Here is a 20,226-nt window from a genome sequence, read left to right as displayed (position 1 = left end):
CTCCTTTAATTGATAATACCAAGTAGTAAAACAGACGGGACGATAGCCGAGATGAATGAGTTCTTTGGTACGGCGCGACGAAGGAATGGTGCGGGCACCATGACTAAGGAGAAACAAAGCCAAAGGAGTCATTCATCCGGAACGCTCATGGATCACGCAGTGCTTTTCCACATACCTCAACAACGATCAATCGTCTCGTCTGTTTTGCGGAGTGGTATAAGTCCATGGCTTATCCTGCGAATGATCAAACCTATCTCTCACTCTAGGAGGGGAAAAACTCCCCTTGTTTGGTATGAAACATGGAACCGTCTCGAAACAATCCCCCTTCCCCATGACTCTGGGGTCCTTTTGCTCTTTGAGTTTTTCTTGTAATTTTGCCCAAAGGCTTTCGCAAACCTCTTTATACTCAGGAAGCCCAGCCAGATTATGTAAACAATACGGGTCTTTACGAATGTCATAGACTTCTTCTAACGGACGCTTATTGACGGCACGGTCATAGTATGGCTTCAAACCCTCGTTTTCGGGCAACGTATCAAAATACTGCCTGGTAAGATGATCACTCCAACTCAGATCTAAACAGCTTGGAGGATCACCGGAGGGCCAGCGGTCAGGCTTAAAATTGCGCAGGTATAAATACTGATGCGTTCTAATCGTCCTGATAGGATAGCATTCGTTATACTGGCGAGCAGGATCATGCCTTTCCTTCCCTGTGAGCACATAGACTCGGGATGCGTCGACTTGTCCTTCTTGATCAGACATGAGAATCTTCAACATGCTGCTTCCTGTCAGGCCGCTCGGACGTCGCAATTGCGCAACATCCAGAAAGGTAGGAGCCAAATCGACCAAACTGATTAAATCGTTGATTGTCCGGTTGCCGGGCATCTGTTTCGGCCACTGAACAGCAAATGGCACATGCGTCCCCAATTCGTAACAATGCATTTTTGCCCGAGGAAATGGCATCCCGTTATCAGACGTCACGATAATAAGCGTGTTTTCATACTCTCCGGCATCCTTGAGAATTTGAATAAACTCACCTAACTCACGGTCAAATCGCTCAATCTCATACGAATAACCAGCCAGATCTTTACGAATAGGAAGGCCATCAGGTAAGAATCCAGGCATTTTGAACTCACGGTCTTGCAATCCCTTATCAACGGCCTCATTCGAGTATGGCCGGTGGGGATCCGTTGAACCAAACCAGAAAAAGAAGGGTTGATCCCGATTATGCTGGCTCATGAATTTCTTAAACGCTTTGGCATAATGGCCCGGTTTCCCCGTCAGACGTTTTCCAATGGGATTGCGCTTCCTTGCCACATTCTTACCTCCGGCATTCCATCTCCCCGGCCCCCAACCTTTACCCGTATATGCGACCTCATAACCTCCCGCTTCCAGCAAATGGGTGAACACTGGAAACTTGGCAGGGAAAAGGCTTCCATGAACGCCGGCTTCCTGATTTTGCCAGATGTTCCGTCCTGTGAGTATGCTGGCTCTCGTCGGAGCACAACTGGGAGACGGAGCAAAACAGTGATGAAACAAAGCTCCATTCTTTGCGATGGTATCAAAGTTTGGGGTCTTGACCTCAGGACTGCCATAGGCTCCGGCATGTGGCCATGATTGGTCATCCGAGATACAAAATAAAATATTCGGCCGTTCATCTCCCATTACCGGGAATGAAAGAAGCGAAACCAAGCAGCTACAAAAGACGATCTTAAACATTCTTATAAAATTACGCGATAGTGATACGATTCATCGTTAACGATCAGCACCCGGTGAAACGCCTTTCTTATTCGAAAAACATTCCTTACCTCTGTGCGGGACTTTGTCGGAGTTCAGCGAAAACATTTCGATCACAAATGATGACCCAATGTCCATCTTTGTTACGTCCGAACCAACCGCTGCTTTCAACGACGCATTGTCCTAATCAACTGAATAATGGGCATATCATACTGGTTCTCCACATTTGATTGCAAAAGCGAGGGTCGCTACGTCGGCGTATAGGCATTACAGCCAAAGCCCTGCTACCAGCAGCGAGGGGGGCTCCGTGTGCACACCATTAAAATGGCGGTAAGGCCGAAGCCCTACCGCCAAGCACATGATCTCATGTGAGATCCAGTTTAAATCACCTTGGTTTTCCCGGGGATCGGACACGGATACAATCCGTCTTTACCTGCCTTTGGCCCCGGATCAGCATCCCAGGAAATCTCCTTCGGCATAATGGAGCGGCCTGATTTCAGAGCCTTATCCCATGAAATTTCCAGACCAGAATAAGTCACCATCCGACCCAAAATAGCCGACATACTGGCCTCAGCCGCATAATAAGCATTGTTGAGAGGCTTATCCTCACGGATATGCCGGTAAAGCTCGTTGTGTTCCTGCTGGTATGGGTTCGGCGCATTCCGGTTCCGGTGACGCCAGATGATTTTCCCCTTGTGATCTTTGATCAGTCCGGCAGAGGCCGTTCCTTTTTCACCGATCACAATTTCGGTCACCCGGGACGGGCATCCACGCCAGTGACGACACTGGCTATTCATCATCCGTCCGTCATCGTAGGTAAACTCAACATAATGGTGGTCAAAAATTTCACCATAGTTCTTACCAATCCGCTGGGAACGTCCACCCACACCAATCGCCTTGACTGGATTCTTTCCAACAAACCAATTCACAATATCAATATTGTGAATGTGCTGCTCACAAATGTGGTCTCCACTCAGCCAGTTGAAGTAATACCAGTTACGCATCTGGTATTCCATTTCGGTCATGCCTTCCTTTCTTGGTTTGTTCCAAACGCCTCCGCCATTCCAGTAACATTGCGCGGATAATATCTCACCAATCGCACCTTCTTGAAGCTTGGCATAGGTTTCAAGATAGGATTCCTGGTAGCGGCGCTGTAAGCCGGCAACGACTTTAAGTTTTTTCTTATCGGCCTCTTTTGCAGCGGCAAGCACCTGGCGAACGCCCTCGGCATCGACCGCCACCGGCTTTTCCATAAAGACATGTTTTCCCTTTTCCACCGCATATTCAAAATGACGCGGACGAAACCCGGGAGGAGAGGTCAAAATGACCACATCCGCAGCATCAATAGCCGCCTTGTAGGCATCAAATCCGACAAATTTTCTCGCCTTCGGCACATCCACCCGCTCTTTGTAATGTCCCTTCAATGAACGATATGCCTTTTCAAGCCGGTCTTCAAAAGCATCTGCCATCGCCACCAACTTGGTGCCTTTCACATGCAGGGTCTGATTCGCAGCGCCAGTGCCCCGGCCTCCGCAACCAATCAAGGCCACCTTGATTTCAGAACTACCGGCGCCACCGGATTTCCCTTGTCCAAGGCCTACCTGAGGAAGAACCGCGCCCGCTGCCAATACTCCACCGGTCTTGAGAACCGTCCTACGTTTTGTGATTTTCTCGCTCATACGGGTGAGGAATACGCCATAGGAGCCAGCATCTTTTCATTTCTTTTTGTCTCCGGCTCCGTGGCCAATTTGCGCTTGTCCGGAGAAAGTCCTGCACTAGTTTGACTCCCATCCATGCTCCGACTCTTCATTCTCTTCATCGCCCTGTTCAACATCGCCAAGCTGACGGCAGATGACTCCGAACGCTGGTTTATTGACACCTCGGATCTCTACGAACGAGGCCATGCACGCAGCTTGGCATATCAAAATCTGCGGACTCCCGAATTGTCGGGTGTCCGAGCTCAAACCCTGCCATGGATCGTCCGCATCGAAGCTCAACACACGTTCACCAAAGAGGGCTTTGTCTCCAACCACGGCACCGGCATCATTCTCAAAAACGGACTTGTACTCACCGCCCACCACGTGTTCACTAAAAACATCAATGGCAAAAATAAAGAGGTCAAGATTCTGCTCACCTTGACCGACGGCCGCGTCTTCCCAGCCAAACTCATCCATCAGGGTAAACCCGACTGGGCCCTACTCAAAATGCAACTCCCCCCTCAGAGCCCGCTAAACAACTCCCCCATCCAAATCAAAACCCCGACAATCAACGAAACCTGCTTATTCCTCGGGTATCCAGCACGCATGGGCGTGGATCAAGCCGGTCGCATCCAGGCCTTTCACAAAGGCAATGCAAAACAGAACATCCCGACATCTAGACTTGAGCCCCTCAACGTCGTAGCCAAAGTCAGCGATATCAAGTCGATGTACTTGGCCCCACTCGCCGGGTTCCCCCCAGTTGGAGGAATGAGCGGGGGCCCCATCCTCAACCAGAAAGGCGAGGTCATTGGCGTGCAGCACTCGGTCACCAAAACCACCGATGATGCCACCGGCAAGACGCTCTCCTACCGGATTGATGCGACACCATCCAACCTCATCGATCTCTCGCAGGTCGACCAGCCGTAGTGAGCAGCTAAACCTGCAACTTACATCAACTGCGCCCCGGCCTCGGCAAGCGGACTACGCTCACCTCTCGACAAGGTAACATGGGCCGTGAACGGCTGACCTTTCAAGCGGTTGCGGGTAAAGACCAAGCCATTACTCCGACTGTCCACGTACGGGTTGTCAATCTGCTCCGGATCTCCAACCAAAACCAACTTGGATCCACGGGACATCCGGGTGACCACGGTTTTGGCTTCCTGCGGAGTCAACTGCTGGGCTTCATCCAGAACAAAAAAGCGGTTCGGGATCGAACGTCCACGGATATAGCACAAGGCTTCGATTTCAATCACGCCACGTTCAATCAATTCGTCATAAGGCTTGCTGCCATTCTCAGGCAAGGCGTCTTTCTTTTGCTTTTTACGTTTCGGCCCCTGAGCCGAGCTGGGCTGCATCAGCAAATCCAAGGCGTCGTAAATCGGCTGCAGCCATGGCTTCATTTTTTCGTCCAATGAGCCGGGAAGAAAACCCAATTGGTCTCCCATCGAAACGACCGGGCGACTGATCGTCAAACCATTGAAACGCCGGTTAAACATGGAGTGTAATCCAGCAGCCACCGCCACCAAGGTTTTTCCGGTCCCCGCCTGACCGTAACAAGTCACCAGGGAAATGTCCGGGTTCAACAAAGCATCAATCAAACATTTTTGTCCCAAATTCAAGGGTTTCAGATGATGTCCATCCGGGATCCTCAATACCTCGGGAATTTGCAACCTGACAAAAGTCCCATTGGCGTCCAAACGGGCCGGCATCGTTTGTTTCTCACCCGCAGCAAGCAGCACATACTGGTTCAAAGCAATCTCCTTGCGCCGCGGATGCTTCAATTCAAGTTCTCCCGAACTGGCAAACCTCTGCAACTCCATCGGATCGACTTCGACAGAACGCATGTCGTACGTGCTGATCTCCATTGGATCCACCTTGTCATTCAAGTAATCTTCACAACGAATCCCGACCGCCCGGGCCTTCAGCTGCATATTCAAATCCTTGGTTACCAAAATGACCGGGGCCGTGTTGTGCTCCATCAATAAAACCGTGGCAGCCAAAATCCTGTGATCCACACGCTCACGGTCGGGAAACACCCGCAAGAATTGCCCCAACTCCTGAGAGTTCTGCTCACAAAAAGCCGGATCGTAAATCACCAAACGTATGGTCCCCCCTCCCTCGGTCTCAACCCCCCGGGTCACGGCATCCCCACCGGCAAAAATCTCCGTCAACCGTCGATGCACCTGACGCGCATTCGCCCCTCGCTCGCTCTGTTCACTCTTAAACTTATCCAACTCAGCGAGCACATCCACCGGCACACAAATATGATTCTCCGCAAAACGATTCAAACACCCCGGATCATGAAGCAATACATTGGTATCGAGCACAAAGTTTTTTGCCGATCCCGACGGGGCTTGAATTCCAAAGTCTTGAATACGCGTTTTTTTCACTCGATCGCTTGTGTTTTTATGCTCTGCCTTCTTGCTGGATTCCTCAAAAAGACGTGTCTGGTCAGGGTTGGCTGGTTGAATCATGGGTTTTAATATGCTGGCTCAAAGCGGCAACGGTCCAATCTAAGCATAACACCGACCCGCTTCAACCAGTGTTTTGCCAAATCCTCTGCATCCCTCATTCCTCCGATTACCATCGCCACCTTTCTCCCCCTCACACTACAGACACCCCCCTGACTCCCCCCTCTTCTGCCATGTAATTTAATATTCAAGATACGTTAATTATTACTGGATGCCGAAGCATAGAGCAACCCTTATTTTGTGCATGTCAGCTAAAAAAATATTAAGCTTGGTGAATCAAAAACCTCTGCTATAATTTCCTGTTTCATCAACACAAACCACCTAACAAAAAAACAACCTCCCGAACACGGGTCAAAAACACCATTCATTCTGCATCAAGCAGACGCTGGACTACATCAGAAAGCGCAGCATAACGCACCTTACCTAACGGAGTTCGAGGAATCTCCTCAGCACTTACCACCCGACCCACTCGTAACAGAGGGTGACAATGCTTATTGTATTTCTCGATCTCCCCTTTCACCACATGCTCGCCATCCTTCTGCTCAATCACCGCCACCAACACAGCACCCATCCTAACATCTTCAATCGAAACAACTTCAAGCCCCGGAACAGACACACAAGCGCCAAGCTCGGAAGCGACCCGATCCAAATCAACCAACTCACCTAACAATTTAACAGATCGATCTTTCCTCCCCAGCACTTCAAGGTAACCCTCGTTCACGCGGGCAACATCCTTCGTCACAAACCAACCATCGACCTTTGGATCAAGCGATTCAACACTCTGCTCATTGCAACGAAGATACGCGGTCAACAGAGCACGCCCTTGAACAGCAAGACAGGAATGCTCATTTTCACGAACTTGCCAAAGAGGCAACACGCGCAAGGTTCTTTCTCCCACTCTGGCCGTCGCCACTTGTGACGCGGTTTCTGTCATCCCATAGGTTTCCATCACCGGCCAACCGAGACCCATTGCCCTCTGATAGACTTCATCATTCAATCGCCCACCCCCGATCAACACTGAACGAAGGCAGGATGGCGGACATATGTTAGAATACACCAGATCTGTCAATTGGGTAGGCACCAGCGACGATCTGGTCACACCTTCTTGAGCCAGAATCTCAGCATACTTTGCGGGCCGCCATCGTCCTCCCAGTGAAACAACCGACGAAGATGACAAATGCGCCCGCGCCCATATCCCCATGCCTCCCACATGAAAATCGGGCAAGGCCTGAAGCCAGCGATCTGATGAATCCACACCTAAAAACTGATTAACGGCGTCCGCCGATGCCAGCATCGCCTGCTTGGAGAGAGCCACCCATTTGCTCTTACCCATGGACCCGGACGTCGCAAAGAATACGTGGCCATCCCAAACGCCTTGCCCCTTCACCCATGTGCGGATTTGGCGAGCCTCATCCCCAGCCTGCGGGTCCCTCGGATTCACCATAACCCGGGGCAAGGTATCAGCCCAAAACGAAGGGTCATTCACACGAGGCGTTTCCATGGTAGTGATTCCAGTAGTTGATCAAAGCCAAGTCCTGTTCCGTCAGCCGGAGAAAAACCGGGCTTCGGGCGACCTAACATTTCCGTAAATTCATCAGGTTCAAACAAACCATGTGTCACCAAGCCGCACTTCGAAACCACTCCGGGGTACGATTTCGCCATCATGGCCGCTTGCCAAGCAGCATAACTTTGCCCCAGTGGGTGATCCATGTAGCTGGTAACAACCACCTTCGGACCGTGTGCATTCTCCACAGCAGCCTTCATCGCCAATGGCATATCATTGACAGCGGGTTTAAGAATCCAGACGGGAAACGACCCGACGACATTCTCCACATCACGATCAATCGCGAGAGGGACCTGGACACCACGACCGTCTGGGCAAGGGTCCACATCCGGGCACCAGGCATCTTCAATAAAATCCACTCTGGCCAGATCTTCACGGCCCCATGTCGCAAGCCACCTTCTGACCTGTGAGAATGGTTGGCTATGGTTCAAGTCGATGCGCCAGCGCAACGAGGGGAACTCGGCGGAGATCTCCTGCATGATCCGCCGTTCGACCGCAAGGTCCCGCCCCATCTTCACCTTGACCGTGTCAAAGCCTGCAGCCACCGCCGACTCCACCGCCGATTGCTCCAAATAACACGAAGCATGGCTCACGGGAACGTCCAAACCATCAAACAAACTTACGGAGAGCTTGCGAGCCCGTCCATCCGCTTTGGCACAGCTGAGCGCCGAACGCAACAACGCCGTCGTCTGCCCTTGCCGCAAGGACTGCAACTGCGCATCCAAAGGTAAATCCCCCAATTCAGGCCATGGGTGCACACACGCATAACCACCAAACGCCCGCAACAACACCCCCTCATAGTCCTGTTTCTGGCTACGGGCATTCAAGGGCGACCGAGAACGCAAGCAGTATCGGTGAATGTCAATCCGGTTGGACACTCGACAATCAATAATATGCCGCTATCTGGAAAGCAACGGCAAACAGCAGGAGCTGGACGGCAGCAAGCGCAAGGAACTTATTATAGACCGGCCCGGCAGCCGTGCGGCAAACCATCATCAAAATCCACAGACCAAGTGCCATCGGGGGAATGAAAGCAACCAAGAGTGATGGGGTTAAATCGAGCACTAGGATCAGAGCGTAAGGAGCCACCGTCATCGCAGCCAACAATTTCAACGACGTGGAGCGTCCCCACTTCACAGCCAAGGTGTTCTTGCCGTGTTTGCGATCTTCCTCCCGGTCGCGAAGATTATTGATCGCGATCAAAACCGCCGACAAGCAGCCAACAGCCACACCCAGAATCAAAGCCTCAGAATACCATGTTCCGGTCTGCACAAACACCGTGCCCGAAACAGCAAGCAATCCAAAAAACAAAATCACAAACAACTCTCCCAGCCCTTTGTAAGCCAGCGGTAAAGGTCCACCGGTGTATCCATACGCTAGATAAAACGAGGGTATGCCAATCGCCAGCATCACCCAGCCACGCTCCTGAATCAATGGCCAGCCACAGCCGGCGGCAAACAACAGACAGAGCACCGCAGATGCATAGACCGACCGCCGGGACAACTGCCCCGAAGCCGTCGCCCTCGTCGGGCCAAGCCGGGCATCGGTATCCGCACCCTTGTCCGCATCGATAGCATCATTAAAGAAATTGGTCGCAATCTGAATCCAGACCGCTCCCAGCAGAGTGAATACCGCCAAGCGCAGGTCCCAGCCACCTGTCAAATGATAGGTCATCACACAGCCAAGCCATACAGGCACCACAGCGGCGGGCAAGGTTTTGGGTCTGGCGGCAAGCAGGTAGGCATTCATCTGCCCGAAGCCTGTGAAAAGACCACATTTCTGTCTAGATAATTCACCTCCATCTCAAAGAATGGACGAATCCGAAAATCTACCCTTTTCTTCCCTCCGGTTTTGGGTCATGGCACGGGCATGGATCTCATTCTAACCACCGCAGTCACCCTGTTCATTGTCTTGGACCCCTTTGGCAATTTGGCGGTTTTTCATACCGTTCTTTCGAACTGCCCCGAAAAAGACCGGGGGAGGATCTTGATCCGTGAAATGCTCATCGCCCTCTTGGTTCTTATGCTCTTTCTCTTTTGGGGGCGACCACTGCTCAATTTCCTCGGACTACAAACGCCCACGCTGCAAATCACCAGCGGTGTGATCCTTTTCATCATTTCACTCGGTATGATCTTCCCTTCCAAGGCGGTGATTGGCAATGACGCCGATGAAGATCCCTTTATCGTACCCCTTGCCATTCCCCTGGTCGCCGGCCCCTCAGCCATCATTCTGCTCCTACTCCTTGCCAGTCAACATACGGGACACATGAGCGAAATTGCCATCGCAACCTTCCTCGCCTGGCTTGCCTCTTCGGCAATTCTCCTTGCATCCCCCATATTCATGCGGTTTCTTGGCCGCAAAGGCAGTCGTGCTCTGGAGCGCCTCATGGGCATGCTTTTGGTTATGATCGCCATCCAAATGTTCCTCGACGGGGTTGCCGAATACCAACATCTGCAATAACGCTGAAACAAGCTATCTCTCACTCACACAACATGATCGCCAAACGCGCATACTTTGAAGGCCGGGTCCAGGGAGTCGGGTTCCGCTACTCCGTCAAACAACTGGCCATGGGTTTTGATGTCACCGGATGGGTGAAAAACCTGAGTGACGGACGAGTCGAGCTCCAAGTCATGGGCGAAGAAGAGGAAGTGGACGAATTCCTTGAGGAACTCGCCGAGGAAAGCACGATGGCCCGCAATATCAGCCAGATGCACGCCGAAGAAATCCCGCTGCTCGAAAATGTCAGCGGCTTCCGTATCGTCAGTTAAAGGGGTGGGTCACCCATCCTCGCGGACAAAGCCCCCTACCGAGGGGCCATCCCCTACCGGAGGGCCATCTTAGGCGATGTTGGTGTACACCGCCTGGACGTCATCGTCTTCTTCCAGCTTATCGATGAGTGCTTCGATTTCTTCAATCTGGGCCTCGGTGAACTCAACCGGGTTATTGGCGACACGTTGCAAGGTTGCTTTTTTAGAACTGATTCCGTGATCATCACAGGCCTTCACCAGGTCCCCAAAACTGGTGAATTCACCGTAAATGAGCACCCGTTCTTCCTGCACGTCCATTTCCTCCAAGCCAAAATCAATGAGCTCGAGCTCAAGTTCTTCGAGGTCGACACCGCCGGTGTTTTCAAACTCAATCACCGTCTTGCGGGTGAACATAAAATCGAGTGAGCCACTATTGACGACCTGGCCTCCGTTCTTATTAAAAACTGCTTTGACGTTGGCCACAGTGCGGGTGCTGTTATCCGTGGCGCATTCCACCCAGAGCAGGGCTCCATGTGGTCCCTTACCTTCGTAACTGATCTCATCGTAATTCGCTGCATCAGAAGCCGTGGCCCGTTTGATCGCTTTTTCGATGTTATCCTTGGGCATGTTCTGTGCCTTGGCATTACTAATCGCCGTTTTCAGCGCCGTATTGCTGTTCGGATCAGATCCCCCGGCTTTGGCAGCCATGGTAATGATTTTCCCCAATTTGGGGTACAAGCGGGACATTTCACCCCAGCGTTTTTCTTTTCCGGCACGTCGCGCTTCAAAGGCTCTTCCCATAATATCGTTCAGTTCATCGGCGCGGGCTCATCCACGCGCCGTGGTGAAACTAATCACTTCCATCACAGGCTCAAGTATTTTCCCCTTAAGCCCCCTATTTTTCCACCGCATCTGCAGCAGTGATTAGCGCTGCATCATAACCACCATCACCGAATAGACAAGAGCGATCGTCACCATCACGGCCCCTTCCCTGCGCCCAAGCCGCATATTGGTCCACATAAAAGGCATGATCAGCAAGGTCACCCCCATCATGACACCGAGATCGAGCCAAGCGATATGTTTTCCTTCGAGCTTTTCCACCCCCGCCGTCACACCCATCACCGCCATCAGGTTAAAAATGCAGGAACCGATCGCATTGCCTGTGATGATGTCGCCCTGTTTTTTAAGCGATGCCACCACGGTTGTCGCCAACTCAGGAAGTGAGGTCCCCAAGGCAAAAAGCGTGAGTGAAATGATCACTTCGGGCACCCCGAAGATCCTTGCCAGAGCCTCCCCGTGATCGACCAGCAAATGAGCTCCCAGAACCAGGGCCAGGATGCCGACCAAACACAGCGCCAGATTACACCACATTTTGGCCTTCCAGCCTACCAGATCACTCTCATCATACTCGGTTTCAAACTCCTTGGTGTTTTTCGCCCGCTTCGCCAGCAACACACTCGACACCACATAAAACAAAATCCCGGCAATCAGCACCCACCCTTCCCATTGTTGGATCACCATATCGGCCATCATCATGAGAAAAACAGCCGAACAAAGGATCAAAATCGGCATCTCCCGCCGAATCAATTGCGAGTGAATCACCACCGGACGAATCAAAGCCGCCACCCCGAGAATCAAAGCCACATTAAAAATGTTCGACCCCACAATATTGCCCAAGGCAATGTCCGAACTTCCTCCCTTCGTCACAAACTTCACTCCGAGCCACTCTGCCGGTTTCACCAACAATTCCGGTGAGTTTGCCTTCAAACAGACGAGAAGCTCCGGCATGCTGGTGCCAAAAGCCACCACAGTTAATCCCACCACCAGAGGGGAAATCCCCAATTTCAAGGCAATGCGCGACGCCCCGTCGACTAACCAATCTGCTCCATAGTAGAGCAAGGCAAGCCCACCGATCAACCAGAGAAAATGTATCACAACGTCCACGGCCAACACCATAGGCAGGCATTCCAGTGAAGGAAAGCAAAGATCACCCGCTATCCTTGTCAGTAAGCCTACCGTAATTAATCTTGCATGTTCTCCGATCCGGTTGAATGCTCCGCGGCATGTCAAAGACCCACCGCATCACCGTTCTCGCCGGCGACGGCATTGGCCCTGAAGTCATGGACGCCTCCATGCTCGTGCTTGACGCTGCCAGCAAAGCATTTTCCATCACCCTGGACAAAGACGTCCAACTCGTAGGCGGAGCCGCCATCGACGCCAAAGGCTGCCCACTCCCACAAGAAACCATCGATTCCTGTGAACAATCCGACGCCATTCTGTTTGGCTCTGTCGGCGGCCCCAAATGGGAAAACCTTCCCCCGGATGAACAACCTGAACGCGGTGCTCTGCTTCCCCTGCGTTCCCACTTCGGGCTTTTTGCCAACCTTCGCCCCGGTGTCTGCCTTCCCTCACTCACCCACGCATCTCCGGTAAAAAATGAACTCATCCCTAATGGATTCGATGTCCTCTGCGTGCGGGAACTCACGGGCGGCATCTATTTTGGCCAACCCAAAGGCCGCCACACCGGCGAAGACGGCGACATCACGGCCATCGACACCATGGTTTACAAAAAGAGCGAGATCGAGCGCATCGCACGTATTGCCTTTACCGCCGCCATGACCCGCGACAAACGCCTGACATCCGTGGACAAGGCCAATGTGCTGCAAAACTCCATCCTCTGGCGCGAAACCGTAATCGAAGTCGCCAAAGATTTCCCCGAGGTCGAACTCTCTCACCTCTACGTCGACAATGCCGCCATGCAGCTGGTCAAACAACCCGACGCATTTGATGTTCTGGTGACCGGCAACCTCTTCGGCGATATTCTTTCCGATGAAATGGCCATGATTTCAGGCTCCCTCGGCATGCTGCCCAGCGCCTCTCTCGGCAGCCAGAATGACAACGGCCTCTACTTCGGCATGTATGAACCCTCGGGCGGCTCCGCTCCTGACATCGCCGGCCAGGGCATCGCCAACCCAATTGCCCAGATCCTCTCTGCCGCCATGATGCTGCGCTACTCACTCGGAGAGAACGATGCCGCCAGTGCCATCGAAGCTGCCGTCAACCATGCGATTGACTCCGGCCTGCGCACAGGTGACCTGTTCACAGGAAAAGACGGCGAGAAAAAAGTCGGCACGGTGGAAATGGCCGAAGCCATTGCCGCGGCGATCTCGTGATAGCGCGAGCTCAGAAGCCAGGCGTATTAAAAAGCAAAGGTCAAAGCGGCATCAAGCTGCCGCACTCCAAATCAAAGCTCCGGCTAAAACGAGCAAGACCACTCCAAACGCCAGATCAAACCAATGCGCTACCTTCAGGTAGCGCATTTTTATTTGAGACCACTGCAAAGCGCTCGACCACAGGCACCACAAAACCACACCTTCGAGGACAACCGTCAACCATAAGATCAACGGCCAACCATGCGGAGCATGTGCAATCGATAAAAAAGGAGCCGTTACCCCCGCTAAAAACACCGCCACTTTCGGATTCAGTATATTACACAAAAATCCGCGTTTCCAACAACGCCAGCCATGCCCCTCCAAGGTCCGACCTCTCAGTTGCGCATCAACGTCCAAGGCCGAAGACCTCATTCCAGAGCGTATCAGCAACGTTCCCAAATAGATCAAATAGACGGCGGCCAAACCCAGCAAGCAGCGCATCAACCAACCACCCCGCTCCAACACCATCGCCACCCCGGTCACGGCCACCAAGGCATGCACCCCCAGACCACAGGCAATCCCTGAAGCCGTTGCCCAGCCGGCTTTTGCTCCGGAGGCCAAGGCCGTCCTCGTCAAAAGCACCATATCCGGCCCGGGGCTGAATTGACCAAGCGCAATCACCCCCACAAAAAACATCCACTGGTGAATCCACTCAGGCATCTCGCATCTTAATAATCCTTCCTGACAAAAAGAAAACAGGCCAAGCCCAATACACAGGCTTCAAAGACAAGCGATGACCCGATCACATAGGCATCCGAATGGCGGTTGGCATAATCTTCCTGAGCCCGGGCTTCACGTTTTTCGCGTTCCGATGCCCCGGCTTCTAAAAAGCGAGTCATCTCAGTTAAATTTCCACCATCAACGGTAATCTTCTTTTTCAGCATGTAGGTCGCCTCCCTCGTTTTCGGCAACGGCCAACCCATCGTTTTAACCGCCTGATAGAATTGCACCATTCCATCATCGGGATCATGCGCTTCAGGAGCCAAATCAGAGGTTCCCTTTTCCATGTCAATCGAAACCCCGACCGAGGGCAAGACATAGGTAAATTTATACAACATGCTCTCCCCCCACTGAACCCCCAAGGTCACCCCCCAAACAAGCAAAGCCATGAGTAAAGAAAACATCGTCGACCTAGTCCACACAGCGGTCAGCACCGCAATACAATAGATCAAACTAAAGACAAAAGTCAGCAAAGGAACCGCCCAGAAAATGCCATAGTTCCAAGAACCCATTCTCGTGCCATGCGCGAAAAAGACAATCACACAGAAAATCAACACTTGGATCGCGACAAACAACAAACAGCCAAGGTATTTAACCAAAAATAAAGTCACCCGACTGACAGGCTTGGAAACAGCTACATCCACAGACCCGCCTTTCAGAAAATCGGGAAACACCGACGACACCGAAATCAACGCCAGAACCAAAGCAAACAAACCTAACCAGAACGGAACCAACATATCCGTAAACACGGTCAAATACACATATTCCGCCACTGGACTATCCGCATTCAACAGCTCACTCTCAATAACATGCGCGCCAAACAGCACAGAAATGCCTTCGGGCACAAAGCCCACAGAAGCATAGGTTCCTGCGATCAACACAGAAATGGCCAAAACCACCCAAAACATCTTTTTTGCTACCAGAAGCCGGTACGACTCCCAGAGTATGGTCATCATTTGTCTCATTGAGGCATCGTCCTTCCTGGTTGAGCCGGGATAGTTGGCGGCAATTGCGCCCCTGCTCCGGTGTTGGTCACTGATTCCATAAATAACTCTTCGAGTGATTGACGGGCTTCCCGCATTTCAATGATCACCACCCCCTCAGCACGCAAAACATCAATCACCGGTTGCATCGCCGCAGGATCATTCTGATAAACCTCGATCGTTCCCGCATCAATCCGCGCCCCCTCCGATTTTAGCTTTGCCTGCAAGTCCAATGAGAGCTGACCATCAAAACGAATCTCATACCGGCAACTCTTTGCAGTCAATTCCTCGATCGTCCCGTGCCGGACAATCTGCCCGTTGTCCAGGATCGCAACCCGGTCACAAATCATCTCAAGCTCCCCCAACAAATGGCTGTTCACAAATACGGTCCTTCCCTCGTCCCGCATGGATTTAAGCATGTTGCGCATTTCCAACCTGCCAGTAGGGTCCACCCCATCGGTCGGCTCATCCAAAAAGACAATCTCCGGATCGTTCACCAGTGCTTGGGCCAGACCAATACGTTGTTTCATTCCCTTGGAATAGGTTCCCATCTTTCGCTCCCCCCACTCCTTCATCCCCACCATCTCCAGCAATCCTTCGGCCCGTTGCTTGGCAAGACCATGTGGCACGCCACAAAGCCCGGCCACATATCGAATAACCTCCCCACCTTTCAAGTACTCAGGAAAACGGGCGTGCTCCGGCAAGTAACCCACTTTTCCAAGTGTCGCCTTATGCCCGATCCTCTGCCCCAGCATCGTCCCCGAACACTGACTGGCACGTACGATACTCATCAAGATTTTCACCAAGGTGCTCTTGCCTGCACCATTGGGACCTAACAAACCAAAAATGCACCCCCTAGGGACCTGAAGGGACACTCCCCGCAAAGCCTCAACGCCTCCCCGGTAACGTTTTTTCGTTTCCTGAATATCAATCACCATCTCAGACACGCAAGCGATACAACACCAAGCCATCCAAAGAGCAAGCATGGATCATAGCCACCCACGCTGTTTTGCCTCACCCTTGCAGCCTAACGAGCTCGCTTCATTCGCCCAGAACTCTGCTCTCTTCTGGTCGGATGAGATTTATGGGCGCTAAAACGCTCCCCACAATAGGGGCAGCGGTAATGCCCTCTGAACGCGACCGATGTGGCAATCCCCAAGCGGTAGCTAACACCCAAGGCCGGCTTGACCCGGGAGTGCTTCTGACATTTTCTCGATGCCCACACCGGGTTCATGCATAAGGGGCACTTCAAACTCCCTCCTTTAACCATAAACAAACTCACCGAAATCAACCACAATGCACCAACACCCACACCACAGTAAACCAATTTTTGGTCGTAGGTATACGCGCCATACGCCAAGACGCCTATCGCGCTCATGGCAATAAGAATATTCATAAGGAAATGGCAAGCGCCAAACCTCAGGGCACGCTGCGCCCTCGGCGATCGTTGATGATGCATATTGTGTGTGTGTTGTGAACCAAAACAGACATGTATGCGTCACGCAGACAATATGCTTTAATTCCCTTCCCGGGAAAAGGGTGCCATCGCCTAGCTCCGATTGCACGTGGAAAATACATCTTTATCGACCACCTATATTACAGAAAACCCTTCATAATCATCACCTTAACTCGCAATTTATAAAAACAACCCCGCCTAAAAAAGGCCTTGAACCGAATCCTGTTTTGACTAGGTTTTCAATTCGAACTTTTCCATACACCCTCGTGCCTGTCATCACATGCATTCCCTCCTTTTATCTCTAACTCTGGTAAGTATTGCGGCCTCAAGCAATGTGCATGCCAATTCCTTTTTGAGTTTTAACGATCAGGGCCAAATCGTCACGCATCTAGAAGCCTCGGGAGATCTGACCGTCAATGACTATCCAAGCTTCGAACTGGATGCACAGCAGCAGAACCTGACGAACGGCTTTAATATCATCATCGATTACGGGACCTCCAATCCGACGCCTGAGGAACTCGCGGCCTTCAGTGCAGCAGAAGCGGCCTGGGAATCACGAATTATAGGCTATAAAGACACCATTCGAGGCAAAGACGCAAACGCAGTCACGATCTCCGTCACTTTGGAGCCCAACGACGGGCCCGGGGGAGTTCTTGGGTCTGCAGGCCCCACAACAGCAAAAACCGGGCAGGAAGAAAATTTTCTATACGCCGCATCTGGTAGTATGACCTTTGACACAGCGGACACGGCCAACCTCGTTGCCGCAGGAACATTCGACAAAGTCATCGAACATGAAATGGGCCACGTGCTCGGACTTGGAACCCTTTGGAGTAGCTCCGGTGCCGGCATTGCAGGATATCAGGAACTCTACGTCAACGGCAGCGGCGAATACACCGGAGCCTCGGCACTCGCCCAATGGCAAACCGAGTTTGGCCAGGGCGGAGCCAGCTTTATCCCCGTCGAACTAGGGGGAGGTTCTGGCACAGCCAACGGCCACTGGAACGAAGTTGACGGTGGTGCCGGCCCCACCGGTATCACTCAAGCCGGAACGGGAAGGGACATGAGGGACGAACTCATGACCGGGTGGCTAAACCCTGACTCCTTTATCAGCAACATGACCATCGCCCAATTCGAAGACTTGGGCTACACCGTCGTGCTCAACCCGGTTCCTGAACCGGCATCCGCTCTGTTTTCCCTTCTTGGATTTGGGGCTCTGGCCTCTTTGAGAAGACGCCGCTAGCCTCTCCCCACACACAAACATGGCTGGGAAGTTATCATCCGAAAAAGCATTCCGGCTGATCAACCCCGCGGGACAAAGCGAAGAGGCCGAACAACCGCATGCCGAACCAGGATTCGACGATCCGAGCCAACAAACTCCGACTCTGCCGTCGGCCCGCTGGAAACGCTACCTCCTGTTTTCAGTCGTTACACTCGTCGCCATCTCGTTTGCTGGAACCATCCTCTACGGCATCAGCCTGATCCTCAACAAAGAACCTCCCAGCCTGATCCTCACCCCAACCGAAGAAAAAATCAACCCGCTGAGTCAGGAAAAGGCGAGCAGCTTGGCCCGGCAGACCATGACCGGCTTCCTCAACAGCACCACGACCGAAGAACGCCTGCAGTATGTCATGCACCCGGACGAGTGCCGCGATGCATTAAACGATTACTATAAGACCCGCCACCACTTCGACTCCCCACTCTGGAAAATCGACCGGATCGAAGCAGCCCAATACGATGGCCAACCAATCTGGATGCTGGCTTACGTGTCACTGAACAAACAAAGGTCCCACGCCGTTCTCCAACAAGAAGGAGACGCATTGAAAATCCACTGGCAGGCCTCTTACGCTTACGGCGAAATATCATGGGAACAATTTGCTCTGACCCAACCAGAAAAGCCGGTTCAAATGAGAGCTTACGTCACCCCCCATCTCGGCCCCCTGCCTCCGGGAACAACGGAGAAGTCCCATATTGCACTGACCATTGAAAACAAACAAGGAGCCTTTACCGGACTGGCCATCATGGAAAAAGGTGCCGAGGGAGCCTCACTGATGAGCAAGATCCCGCCCGATGCACGGGTGCCCGTCAATCTGCGACTCTATTACCAGCATCAAGCGAATGGAATAAAACAACTCAGCATCCACTCATTACTTCATTTCCAGTGGATCCGCCCGCCACTCGGAGAAATGGGCACCCCCTTTCAGCTCCAGCGCTGATCGTACTCAGCGCCGCTGGACTTCACTCAGCACCGACCCCTGTGCAAGGCGGGTTTGCAACACATCACCAGCTTCAACGTCCTCCACCTTGCGGATCACATTGCCCTCCGCATCCATCGTGATCGAAAACCCACGGGCAAAGGTCGCATCCGGCCCCAGAGTTTTTACCAGAGATGACAAACGACGAAGTCGTTGCTCCATCTGCTGCACACCTGATTTCCCGGCCATTTCAAAAAGCACCTTGGCGTGATCCAAGCGCTCGCTCCGCCGCTGCATCACCTTCTCCGGATGATGCGCTGCATGGAGCAAGGTCAACTCCTTGACCCTTCCGCTCATCGACTGCATTTCTAATCCCGCGGCAGAGGCCAACTCCTGCCGCATCCGGTCAAGCTCCATTATGGGTTCACGCAATGCCCGCTCGGCATCGCGAGGCATCAGCGCTCTCTTCGCCGAACGCACAATCATCTCATCGTGCTTAAGCCGAGCATCTACCACCCTCTTCAACCCTTGAGACAATCGTTCTACCCTCGCACGTAAATCGACCGCATCCGGAACCACCAACTCGGCAGCCGCACTCGGCGTGGGAGCCCGCATGTCCGCAACAAAGTCCGCGATGGAAAAATCAATTTCATGACCAACGGCAGAAACAACAGGAACCGGACAAGCATAAATAGCTCTCGCCACCACCTCTTCGTTAAAATTCCACAAATCTTCGAGAGAACCCCCACCACGACCGACAATAAGAACATCGACCTCCGGCAGGCCATGCTTTTCCGGCTCACCCCACTGCTCCAAAGCACGGGCAATCCCATGTTCCGCACCCGCCCCCTGAACCTGCACAGGATACAGAACCGGCTGAACCCATGGAGCCCTGCGCGACAAAATATTGAGCATATCCTGGAGCGCCGCACTCGTCGGGGAGGTAATCAAGCCGACAGCTACTGGAAATTCCGGCAATGCCTTCTTGATCGAAGGATCAAATAAACCCTCCGCATCCAGCTTACGCTTCAGGGCCTCGAAACGAGCCTGCAAATCACCCAACCCGGCATCCTCCACCTGCTTGACAATCAATTGCATCTGTCCTCTGGCTTCATAAACCGACACCTCGCCAAAGACCCTCACCTGCATCCCATTCTCAGGTTGCGTCTTGGCCCGAGCCGCATGCCCGCGGAATAACACGCAAGACACCTGGGCCCCCTCGTCCTTGAGGGTAAAATAACAATGCCCGCTTGCTTGGCGGCGGAGGTTACTGACTTCACCCTCGACCCAGACCTCGCCAATCTCGATCTCGAGGAGGTTTTTCATCCGACGCACCAGGCGCGTTACGCTTAAACTTGCAGACACACAGACAAGCTGCCCAATCAAGTCACCACTGGCAACTCTGATCTTATACCATTTGATCCGTTAAATTGGCTGAATGGCACTGAAG

At 52.5% G+C, this 20,226-nt stretch carries 19 protein-coding genes; 6 read left to right on the top strand and 13 right to left on the bottom strand.

The genetic code is table 11. The features are described 5' to 3' along the window. Positions 1 to 186: 186 nt before the first annotated feature. Positions 187 to 1,662, bottom strand: a complete 1,476-nt coding sequence (locus tag HW115_RS13580; RefSeq protein WP_178933449.1) for a sulfatase family protein — start codon at positions 1,660 to 1,662, stop codon at positions 187 to 189. A 452-nt stretch (positions 1,663 to 2,114) separates the two neighbouring features. Next, positions 2,115 to 3,413 (bottom strand): Gfo/Idh/MocA family protein, encoded by a 1,299-nt coding sequence (locus tag HW115_RS13575; protein ID WP_178933448.1) that lies wholly within the window; start codon positions 3,411 to 3,413, stop codon positions 2,115 to 2,117. Between the two features lie 114 nt (positions 3,414 to 3,527). Between HW115_RS13575 and HW115_RS13570 the strand changes: the two genes are divergently transcribed. After that, entirely contained in the window at positions 3,528 to 4,358 is an 831-nt protein-coding gene (locus HW115_RS13570; protein WP_178933447.1) for a S1 family peptidase, read from the top strand. Between the two features lie 20 nt (positions 4,359 to 4,378). Here the strand turns inward: HW115_RS13570 and HW115_RS13565 are convergent, their stop codons facing one another. From HW115_RS13565 to menA, 4 genes are all read right to left on the bottom strand, one after another. Beyond that, entirely contained in the window at positions 4,379 to 5,905 is a 1,527-nt protein-coding gene (locus HW115_RS13565) for a PhoH family protein (protein WP_178933446.1), read from the bottom strand. A 361-nt stretch (positions 5,906 to 6,266) separates the two neighbouring features. Continuing rightward, entirely contained in the window at positions 6,267 to 7,403 is a 1,137-nt protein-coding gene (locus HW115_RS13560) for an AMP-binding protein (protein WP_178933445.1), read from the bottom strand. Next, positions 7,385 to 8,344 (bottom strand): enolase-like domain-containing protein, encoded by a 960-nt coding sequence (locus tag HW115_RS13555; protein WP_425498141.1) that lies wholly within the window; start codon positions 8,342 to 8,344, stop codon positions 7,385 to 7,387. Before HW115_RS13555 ends, HW115_RS13560 begins: the two co-directional genes overlap by 19 nt. 7 nt (positions 8,345 to 8,351) lie before the next feature. Continuing rightward, a complete protein-coding gene (menA, locus tag HW115_RS13550) occupies positions 8,352 to 9,215 on the bottom strand; it encodes a 1,4-dihydroxy-2-naphthoate octaprenyltransferase (protein WP_178933443.1) in 864 nt (287 codons plus the stop codon). 120 nt (positions 9,216 to 9,335) lie between these two features. Here menA and HW115_RS13545 point away from each other — a divergent pair, with 120 nt between their 5' ends. Both HW115_RS13545 and HW115_RS13540 read left to right on the top strand, forming a co-directional pair. Then, on the top strand, positions 9,336 to 9,926 hold the full coding sequence (locus HW115_RS13545) for a MarC family protein (RefSeq protein WP_178933442.1): 591 nt from the start codon (positions 9,336 to 9,338) through the stop codon (positions 9,924 to 9,926). Between the two features lie 32 nt (positions 9,927 to 9,958). Then, entirely contained in the window at positions 9,959 to 10,234 is a 276-nt protein-coding gene (locus HW115_RS13540) for an acylphosphatase (protein ID WP_178933441.1), read from the top strand. Positions 10,235 to 10,303: 69 nt separating this feature from the next. Here the strand turns inward: HW115_RS13540 and HW115_RS13535 are convergent, their stop codons facing one another. Continuing rightward, positions 10,304 to 11,014 (bottom strand): YebC/PmpR family DNA-binding transcriptional regulator, encoded by a 711-nt coding sequence (locus HW115_RS13535; protein ID WP_178933440.1) that lies wholly within the window; start codon positions 11,012 to 11,014, stop codon positions 10,304 to 10,306. A 123-nt stretch (positions 11,015 to 11,137) separates the two neighbouring features. Continuing rightward, positions 11,138 to 12,157 (bottom strand): sodium:calcium antiporter, encoded by a 1,020-nt coding sequence (locus tag HW115_RS13530; RefSeq protein WP_319609311.1) that lies wholly within the window; start codon positions 12,155 to 12,157, stop codon positions 11,138 to 11,140. Positions 12,158 to 12,276: 119 nt separating this feature from the next. Between HW115_RS13530 and leuB the strand changes: the two genes are divergently transcribed. Beyond that, on the top strand, positions 12,277 to 13,386 hold the full coding sequence (gene leuB / locus HW115_RS13525; RefSeq protein WP_178933438.1) for a 3-isopropylmalate dehydrogenase: 1,110 nt from the start codon (positions 12,277 to 12,279) through the stop codon (positions 13,384 to 13,386). Positions 13,387 to 13,437: 51 nt separating this feature from the next. Here the strand turns inward: leuB and HW115_RS13520 are convergent, their stop codons facing one another. The 4 genes from HW115_RS13520 to HW115_RS13505 are packed head-to-tail and all read right to left on the bottom strand — an operon-like array spanning position 13,438 to position 16,524. Further along, a complete protein-coding gene (locus HW115_RS13520; RefSeq protein ID WP_178933437.1) occupies positions 13,438 to 14,085 on the bottom strand; it encodes a LysE family translocator in 648 nt (215 codons plus the stop codon). An 8-nt stretch (positions 14,086 to 14,093) separates the two neighbouring features. After that, the gene (locus HW115_RS13515; RefSeq protein WP_178933436.1) at positions 14,094 to 15,101 is read right to left on the bottom strand and encodes an ABC transporter permease; all 1,008 of its coding nucleotides are present in this window, start codon (positions 15,099 to 15,101) and stop codon (positions 14,094 to 14,096) included. A gap of 5 nt (positions 15,102 to 15,106) precedes the next feature. After that, positions 15,107 to 16,114 carry an ABC transporter ATP-binding protein gene (locus tag HW115_RS13510; protein ID WP_178933435.1) on the bottom strand — a complete coding sequence of 336 codons (1,008 nt, stop codon included), beginning with the start codon at positions 16,112 to 16,114 and terminating at the stop codon, positions 15,107 to 15,109. Between the two features lie 41 nt (positions 16,115 to 16,155). Then, positions 16,156 to 16,524, bottom strand: a complete 369-nt coding sequence (locus tag HW115_RS13505) for a hypothetical protein (RefSeq protein WP_178933434.1) — start codon at positions 16,522 to 16,524, stop codon at positions 16,156 to 16,158. Positions 16,525 to 16,864: 340 nt separating this feature from the next. Between HW115_RS13505 and HW115_RS13500 the strand changes: the two genes are divergently transcribed. Both HW115_RS13500 and HW115_RS13495 read left to right on the top strand, forming a co-directional pair. Next, on the top strand, positions 16,865 to 17,824 hold the full coding sequence (locus HW115_RS13500; protein ID WP_178933433.1) for a VPLPA-CTERM sorting domain-containing protein: 960 nt from the start codon (positions 16,865 to 16,867) through the stop codon (positions 17,822 to 17,824). Between the two features lie 19 nt (positions 17,825 to 17,843). Next, positions 17,844 to 18,797, top strand: a complete 954-nt coding sequence (locus tag HW115_RS13495) for a hypothetical protein (protein ID WP_178933432.1) — start codon at positions 17,844 to 17,846, stop codon at positions 18,795 to 18,797. A gap of 6 nt (positions 18,798 to 18,803) precedes the next feature. Here the strand turns inward: HW115_RS13495 and xseA are convergent, their stop codons facing one another. Next, on the bottom strand, positions 18,804 to 20,141 hold the full coding sequence (gene xseA / locus HW115_RS13490; protein WP_319609310.1) for an exodeoxyribonuclease VII large subunit: 1,338 nt from the start codon (positions 20,139 to 20,141) through the stop codon (positions 18,804 to 18,806). Between the last annotated feature and the right edge of the window lie 85 nt (positions 20,142 to 20,226).

It is taken from the genome of Oceaniferula marina (assembly GCF_013391475.1).
In the GTDB taxonomy this organism is placed as follows: domain Bacteria; phylum Verrucomicrobiota; class Verrucomicrobiia; order Verrucomicrobiales; family Akkermansiaceae; genus Oceaniferula; species Oceaniferula marina.
Note: the sequence above shows the minus strand (reverse complement) of the source record. Positions and strands in the feature narration are given on the sequence as shown.